This is a genomic window from Coleofasciculus sp. D1-CHI-01, assembly GCF_040218875.1.
GTDB lineage: Bacteria > Cyanobacteriota > Cyanobacteriia > Cyanobacteriales > Coleofasciculaceae > Coleofasciculus.
This window is the reverse complement of the sequence record NZ_JAVJQP010000125.1, coordinates 44,153-52,527: the sequence shown is the minus strand read 5'-3', so window position 1 is coordinate 52,527 and position 8,375 is coordinate 44,153. Positions and strand designations below refer to the sequence as shown.

Here is an 8,375-nt window from a genome sequence, read left to right as displayed (position 1 = left end):
TATCTTCTTGGAAAACTACATCTTTTACCCAATGTACTTGATTTTCAATTCCCCAATGTTGTTGAATTCTTTCGGCGAATAGTTGAGCGGGTAATTTTTTGCTGCTTATATAATATAAGGTCTCATTCCATTCTTTTTTGTCCCGCCATCCTTTTCTTTTTACACGAATTACACTGTGAAGATTGGGATGCTTTTCCTCGCTTGTTGCGAAAATCATTGACTTTTTTGAATTCTTCAATTAGGCGAGTAAGCATGGTTTTTTTGAAAGTTAAAAAAGTGAGCTTTTCTTAATTTTACCGGGAAAAGTTCACTTTTATTTTAAAGATTCCCCCGGACTTTGAAAACCCCCTGCTTGTCAAGGGGAGGGCTAACAACAGAACTTGCAATAGCCTGACATGATATAAAATCTAGACAAGATGGGTGCGAACAGGGATCGTTCCTAGTAAAGTCCTTTAAGATTTAACGATGATGAAACCTAAAGTAGTAGTAGCGGCTGTTTTGGCGACGAGCGCGATCGCAACGGGTGTGGTGCTAGGTTCAGCTAGTTCCGCCCAATCCTGTATGTATAAGCAGTCTGAGTCTTATCAGCAAAAACAGGCACAGCTAGACTGGTTGCGATCGCCTTGGGCTATCTTGATCACCTTACCCGGAATCGCCTTGGCAACAGCGCTGTCTAGAGGTGGGCGTGCTTACGAAAGTTAGAGGAATTATCGCGGTTGTAGGGGCGAGTCGCTGCATATCGTAGCCTGTGTGAGAATTAACCTATCTCGACTCGCCCTTTTCTAAGGGTACGTGGTTTCTGATCATTCCCGATACTCAGCCCAGGGCGACCCGATCGCATTAAGGGCTGGGCGGTGTGAATTGAATGCGGCGGGTCGCCCCTACCATTGTCTTTATGTAGGGCTTGCTGCATGAATATGGCGCGTCTTCTATTCTCGATTCCCATGCCGATTTACCGAACACTGGGGCGCAATATACCAAGCCCCACCCCGATTCCCACTCAAATCGCACGCCTCAATCGGACCGGCACCATTGGATTCTATATAAATTCCTTGTGCCTGATTCCGATTAATCTGACATTGCCAAATTTTAGCATTACCCTCTTTTTTAATCGTGACGCCAACTCCCCCATTTGCGCCAATATCGCAGGCGGTTAACGTCACTTTACAATCCGAACCAATAAATACGCCATCCTGCTGCATTCTATAAATTTTGCAGTTCTGTAGCGTGGGATGACTGCCTTTAAGAATATACACGCCCGTATTATGGTCTGATAGGGTACAGTGTTCTATTAATCCCTGACCATTCTGACTCACTAAAATCCCATACATTGCCCCTCCCTGAATTTGACAATGGCGGATTTGCGGATTCGCGATCGCGCCGTGAATATAGATACAGGCAATACCGTTGGATATAATCGTACAGTCCTCTAAAATTAATTGCCCTTGAGGAATATCAATGGCATAAGGCTTCAGCAAGGGTTCACCAATTAAACGCCCCATCCCATTTGCCTGTTGTACGTTAAACCAATCTTGATGACGCAGAGTTAATCCTCGAACAACGGCTTGTTCGGTCTGAATTTGCAGACAAGGTTGGTATCGACTTTCGATAATAATATCCTCTGGTTGTCCCTGTCCGACAATCTCCACGTCCTTATCAATTACTAAACTTTCCTGATAGAAACCTGGACGCACGACAATTCGCGTCTGAGGTTCCGCCTGTTTAATCGCATCCCGAATACGTCGATAATTCGCCTCACCCAGTTTAGCGACAATCAGTTCTTTTTTTATTGGAAGTAAGGAAGGTGTTTTATACAAGGATAAAGACGATGGATTTGTCACCGCATCTAAGTCATAGAGGACTTCTGTCGCTGACTGATAACGTTGCTTTGTCGCACCTTGCAACATTTTATCCAGAATGCGACCTAACCGTTCGCTGATTGGATGGTTAAGAATATCTCGCCATACCCAAACCCCGTCATCGAATGAATACAGATCAAAGGGATCAGTTTTGGTTAAAAGATGAATACAAGTTACACCTAAACTATAGATATCGCTAGCAAATACGGCTTTCCCGGCGGCTTGTTCCGGGGCGGTATAGCCGACACTACCAATCACGGTTCCGGTAACCGATAGGGCGGTTCTAGGGGAAAACTTAGAGGCACCAAAATCGACCAGTACCAGTTTGGGGGCAGAAGTCTGGAAAGAGGTGACAGATTCTGTCTGAGAGGTTGCTGAAATTTGAGTCAGTTGAGACGGAGAAGATGGAATACGTTGAATAATATTTTCGGGTTTAATATCTCGATGAATCACCTGTTGGTTGTGGATAAATTGTAAGACGGGTAATAAATCCTGCAACAGGTTAATAATTTGAGTGTCATCAAAACTACCCTCTTGAGCCAGTTTTTCAGCTAAAGTCTGTCCCTGAATAAACTCTTGCACCAAATATTGACAACCCTCTGCTTCAAAATGCGCCAAGAGTTCCGGAATTTGAGGATGTTTACCTAATTCATCCAGGCGCACGGCTTCTTGTTCAAAGAGTTCTGCTACTTTTTGTCGGTTTTGATGTCCGTGAATATGAGGAAAAACCTGTTTAATTACACAATGGGGTTTCGAGGGTTTATATTCATCGACTGCCAAGAAGGTTCTCCCAAACCCCCCTTGACCAATTGGGCGAATGGGTGTATATCGATCGCCTAGTCGTAATTTTGCCCCACAGCTTTGACAAACCCTACTCCCCTTCTGGTTTTGGGGAGATTGACAGGTGAGGTTGATACAGTAACTCATGCGTTAAGGGAACAGGGAACAGGGAAGCTCTCCGTAGCCTCGTCGCCTCGTTTCCAGGCTTGAGAAGGGAATGCTTTTAGGGAGGCTCTGCCTTTCATACTAGCGCTAGGGATAACCGATTGAATTGAGTCGGGGCGGGTTGAGCCACATCAACGAGATAAGTTTCATCGATTGTACATAAGCAGGGTGGCTCAAAAATCGCGGAAAGCCTCACCGTGAGGCTGTTTCGTTCTTTTTGCTGGGAGAACTTCAGGTTAAAGCTTTATCAAGGAAATCCCGCGACAAAATCCGCGATCGCACTACGATACAATTAAACAACTCCTTCAAAATCTAAACAAAAGAGGATGGCTGAACTCAAACTTAGATCAAAAGATCCAGATTCTCTCAGACAAATTATTCAAAGTGCTTTGTCGGAAAGATTACATAGCATTAACGCAGGCATAAAAAAAACACAAGAACGTCTTCAAGCATTTGAAACCAAGTATCAATTATCGACAGAGGAATTTATCACCCGATTTAATAATGATGAATTTGCCCATAATTTTGACTTTGATGAATGGATTGGAGAATCTCGAATGTTGACACATCTACAAAAAAACAAAGAGTCTATAGAGGAAATTGATTTTGTTGATTGAAGAGTATTTTCAGCAAATTCAGCTTTTGATTGAATCCTCTTCAATCGTACAATTATTTAATCTTGAACGAGACAAAAGAGGAATATATGAAAGTTTTATTAGAGGAAAAATTGACTTCAACGATAATTCATCACTGCATTTTCGAGAATTTGTCTATGTAGAAATTTATCTGGATAGAAAAATGTATAGTTATCAATATACAGACAGATTATAGAGACGTTGCATGCAACGTCTCTACAGGGTTTTGGCTCACCCCGACAAACGACTACCTTACCGTTTTCACACTATCAATTTTCCGCATAAACAAGTCGCTGAAGATACTAATCACAGGGCGCTTGCGTACCCTGATATTAGCGCTTATCGACATCCCCGATTGTAAGGGCACTTCTTTACCGTTAACAAATATGGTTTGTCTATCCATGCGAATTTCGGCGGGAAAACGATAAAACGGGTAGACTTCATTGGGCGGTAAAGCATCAGAACCAATCTGGACTAACTTACCTTTGACATCCCCAAATTCGCTATAGGGAAAGGAATCAACCCTGACATCCACGGGCATTCCTTCGTTGACAAAACCAATGTCCTGGTTGGTGATATAAACTTTGGCAACCAGTGTGTCATTTGGCACAATTTTCAGCACTGGCTCACTGGTGTTTGCCACAAATTCAGGGCTGGCTTGCAGATCAAACACGATGCCGCCTTCAGGTGCCTGTAATTCCTGATTAGTTAACGTTACCTGGATTTGGCTGAGTTGGCTCTCGATTTCTTGGAGACGTTTTTGGTTCTCAACAATAATTTTGGTGAGTTGGCTGTCAATTTCAGCAATCCGTTGTTCGTTTTGGGCAATTTGCGTTCGCAATTCTTCTTCCGAGAGCGCCATGGTGTTTTGTTTGCGTTCCTGGGCTTGCTGAATCGCTTTCTCTAACCGTTCCTGTTCTTGTCTCAAACGGGCTACTTCGGCGGCGCTGCTGTCGGTGTCTTGTTTCTGACGCAGATACTGGAGTTCGCCGAATGCACCTTCTCGCCACAGTTTTTCTAGGCGATCGGTAATTTGTTGGTTAAAGGCTAACACTTGTTCAGCATCGGCAAGTTGGATTTGGGTTTGAGTCAGTTGTCGGTTGAGTTGTTCGACTTCTAACTCGGCAGCAGCAACGCGAGAGTTATACTCGTTTTGGCTTGCCTGTAAGCGTTGCCGTTGTGCCAGAGTTAATCCGGCTGGATTTCCGGTGAGTTGGGCTTGATAAAAGTTCTTTTCTGCCACTAAAGCCGCCCGATTTTTGGTAAGTGAGGCAATTTGGGGCGGGAGTTTCTCTGGCAGATTTTCCGGATCAATGGCAACGGCTTTGCCCGTCATCTGAGCTTGATAAAATTGATTTTCTTGGATTAAAGCGGCGCGAATTTGCTGGAGGGATTTAAATTGAGCTTGAGCCGCCGTTTGGTCAAAGGTGAGCAGGGTATCGCCTTTTTCGACGCGATCGCCTTCTTCAATCTCCACCGATTTAACCACCCCACCTTGAGGCGCTTGGACTTCTTTGACGGCGGCTTTGGGTTCGAGTTTCCCTTGGGCGGGAATGGCTTCTTCAATTTTCGCCAAACACGCCCAGGTGACACTTAATGTCGTCACCCCAATAATCGCTACCACAATCATGCGGGGCCACAGGGGAGATTGTTGCAGGATAACGGGTTGATCAAATTCCGGGGGTTGATTCGTTCGACGGGTGGTTCCGGCTTTGGTGGTAGTTTTCACCGACTGTGCGGGCGATCGCGCGGCGAGGGGTTGGCTGGATGATCCGTTGCGTTGATTCATGGTATGGTTAGTCCTTCGTCATTCGTCATTCGTCATTTGTCATTCGTTATTCGCTTACTGGTTACCAACATAAGCATTGTGAATGACCATCAAAGTTGAGCATCTTGCTGTTGATAGAGGCAGTAGTAGCGCCCTTGCAGTGCCATCAGTTCGTCATGGGTTCCTTGTTCAACGACTGATCCTTTATCCATCATTAAAATGATGTCGCTGTTGCGAATGGTAGTTAAACGGTGGGTAATGAAAAAGACAGTGCGTCCTTTGAAGGCTTCAATTAAATTTAAACAAACTTGCCGTTCGGTGTCATAGTCAAGGGCGCTGGTGGCTTCGTCTAGAATTAAAAGTCGCGGATTTTGCAGTACCGTGCGGGCAATGGCAATTCGCTGGCGTTGTCCTCCTGATAGGGATGATCCCCGCTCCCCGACTCTTGTATTGTAACCACTGGACAACCCCATAATAAAATCATGAGCGGCGGCGACTTTAGCAGCTTCAATGATTTCCTCGGCGCTAGCATCAGGATTAGTCAGGGCAATATTATCCTGTACCGTACCATCAAACAGTAGACTATCCTGGGGTACAATCCCTACCTGACGACGCAGAGAATAGAGTTCCACTTTGGAGATATCGTAGTTGTCGATCAGAATTCTGCCGGAATCAACATCATAGAGACGGGGTAAAAGTTTCATTAATGTACTCTTACCCGAACCACTTTGACCGACAATTCCGACAAATAAGCCAGCCGGAAAATGCAGGTTAATATTGGTTAATTGCCAAGGACCACTCGTACCAAAGCGAAAGGATAGATTTTCATACTCCACTTCCCCTTGAATCGCCGGCATAGGAATATTTAAGCGATCTGCCTCATCCGCTTCTTGGGGGCTATCCACAATATCACTTAACCGTTCTAAGGATAGCGCCGTTTCTTGGAAATTCTGCCACAGTTGGGCTAATCGGAGTAGGGGACTGGTAACATAGCCGGAAATAATTCGGAAAGCGATTAATTGTCCCAAGGTTAACTGCCCATCTAACACCAGATAAGCACCCACCCATAGCACTAACAAAGCGGAGAGTTTATTCAAGAAATTACTCGCTGAACCCGCTGTTGTGGACGTTAGCACCGTCTTAAACCCTGCCGATACATACCGGGCATAGCGTTCCTGCCATTGCCAGCGCGTTCGCAATTCGATGTTTTGCGCTTTTACGGTTTGAATCCCGGACATGACTTCGACTAAATAGGATTGCGTCTGGGCGTTCCGTTCGGCTTTAGTTCGCAGTTGGCGACGGACAATCGGTGAAACAATTACGGTTAACAACACAAACAGGGGAATAATCCCCAACGAGACAATGGTTAGCACCCAGCTATAAATAAACATGACGACGATGTACAACACGGAAAACACCGCATCTAACACCACCGTCAACGCCGTTCCCGTCAGAAACTGACGAATATTTTCCAACTCATTAATTCGACTCGCCAGTTCCCCCACTGGACGCTTTTCAAAATACCGCAACGGTAAGCGGACTAAATGGTCAATAATCTCCGACCCCAGATGCATGTCAATCCGGTTCGTCGTATCCACAAATAGATACGTTCGGAAACTGGTTAATAGCGCCTCAAAAACGGCAATGATCACCAGGAACGCCCCCAGCACATGCAGCGTATCAATACTGTTCTGCACAATCACCTTATCGATGATCACTTGGATCATCAACGGATTCGCCAGTCCAAATAACTGCACAAAAAAGGAGGCGATAAACACCAAGATTAAGACGCGGCGATAGCGTACCAGCGACGGCAGAAACCACTGCAAACCAAACCGTTGCTTCGGCGTGTGCTTAGTCCGTTGTACCAGCAACACTGGGATCGCTTCCGGTGACTGCCCGTCTTCGCTTCTCGGTAAACTATCCAGTAAATCAGCAGGTTTGCGGCGGACAATCCCCAATTCTGGCACGCCCAGCAGCAATTCCCGTGGCTTGGCTTCATAGAGAACGGCAAAGCCTTCATACCAAGGAACCAGGGCGGGGGTTTGTAGGCGACTAATCGATTGGGGCGGTACATTTACCAATTGGGCATGTAAACCGATTAAATCCGCCACCGCCCCGCACAGGGGTAACGACAGCCCCCCGGTGCGCTGCATCTGTTCATTAAGTACCCGACGAATCACATCGCGGCGAAAAGGCATTTCTAAATGCTTACTCAGCATTTGGAAACAGGCTAGGGTACCATCGAGGAGTCCTTTCCCTCGGACATGGGGATATTTGCGGCGTTGGTCAGAGGTTTGATCTACGTCCTCTGTTGCTTCTGGCGGTTTATCAGGGGCATAGGGGATACTCTCGTTGCCATTGTTATCATCCAGCCAGGGATCATCATCAGTGGTGAGGGGGGTTGGTTCGCCAACCACTGTAACCGGAGTGGTTGGGGGTTCGGTTTCAGTTTCCCCGACTAAATCCGATTCGCGAAAGCCGACAATCCGGGCGGGGGTAGACCCTTGGATGTCCAATCCCTGAGAAATTGCTTCTGGCGTCAGCCGACTCCCTACGGGAAAATCTTTGACAACACTCCCGCCACTGACAAACCACACCCGATCGGGTGTCAGGAGTTCGGTGGCGTCAGTCATGGGATAGAGGTAACGCACCTGGGCATCTTGGTAAGCGTTTTTCGCCAGTTCTTTGAGATTCATAATCCCACTGGCTTGGCGCACCAACTCCGCACCAATTAACTCGAAGGCTTCGATCACACTGCACTGGTTTTGGAACGCGGCGGTAGCGGTGGGTTCCTGTGCCATCAGCGCTAAAAACTGACCCGTGGGGATGGTTAAGCAGACTGCCTCTGTTGATGCGATCGCGGTTTCACAAGGGATACCCCGGATCATACTGATCCAACCCAGAATCGCGCCCGGTTTCAGCAAGTCCAAGGTGACGGGTTTTTGCGTGGTTTGTTCGTAGCTTAAAAGACGCGCCTTTCCCTCATAGAGAATCGAGATTTGAGAGGGCATTTTGTCTCGCACCAGGATCGGTTGACCCATGCGATAGCGCAACAGTTGACTTTTTCCCGCCAACTTGGTTAGCGTCGAGGCTTCAAGTTGATTGAAGGGAATGATATCCGCCAGAAAATCCTGAATCGTTGTCTTTGTGTAGGTCATGGGCAAG

6 protein-coding genes are annotated in these 8,375 nt (G+C 46.5%); 2 read left to right on the top strand and 4 right to left on the bottom strand.

Features of this window, described 5'->3' with window-relative positions:
• Positions 1 to 217, bottom strand: a 217-nt coding sequence (locus tag RIB93_RS22450; RefSeq protein ID WP_446375791.1) for an ISAs1 family transposase, incomplete at its 3' end; no start/stop codon positions are given.
• A 248-nt stretch (positions 218 to 465) separates the two neighbouring features.
• Between RIB93_RS22450 and RIB93_RS22445 the strand changes: the two genes are divergently transcribed.
• Positions 466 to 702: a hypothetical protein gene (locus RIB93_RS22445; RefSeq protein WP_446375789.1), complete on the top strand. Its 237-nt coding sequence runs from the start codon at positions 466 to 468 to the stop codon at positions 700 to 702.
• A gap of 227 nt (positions 703 to 929) precedes the next feature.
• Here the strand turns inward: RIB93_RS22445 and RIB93_RS22440 are convergent, their stop codons facing one another.
• Positions 930 to 2,786, bottom strand: coding sequence for a protein kinase domain-containing protein (locus RIB93_RS22440; protein WP_446375787.1), 1,857 nt, complete (start codon positions 2,784 to 2,786; stop codon positions 930 to 932).
• Between the two features lie 344 nt (positions 2,787 to 3,130).
• Here RIB93_RS22440 and RIB93_RS22435 point away from each other — a divergent pair, with 344 nt between their 5' ends.
• A complete protein-coding gene (locus RIB93_RS22435; RefSeq protein WP_446375785.1) occupies positions 3,131 to 3,421 on the top strand; it encodes a hypothetical protein in 291 nt (96 codons plus the stop codon).
• A 265-nt stretch (positions 3,422 to 3,686) separates the two neighbouring features.
• On the opposite strand, the gene RIB93_RS22430 is transcribed toward RIB93_RS22435, so the two are convergent.
• A complete protein-coding gene (locus RIB93_RS22430; RefSeq protein WP_446375783.1) occupies positions 3,687 to 5,228 on the bottom strand; it encodes an HlyD family efflux transporter periplasmic adaptor subunit in 1,542 nt (513 codons plus the stop codon).
• Positions 5,229 to 5,317: 89 nt separating this feature from the next.
• Positions 5,318 to 8,368, bottom strand: a complete 3,051-nt coding sequence (locus RIB93_RS22425; RefSeq protein ID WP_446375781.1) for a peptidase domain-containing ABC transporter — start codon at positions 8,366 to 8,368, stop codon at positions 5,318 to 5,320.
• Positions 8,369 to 8,375: the final 7 nt, after the last annotated feature.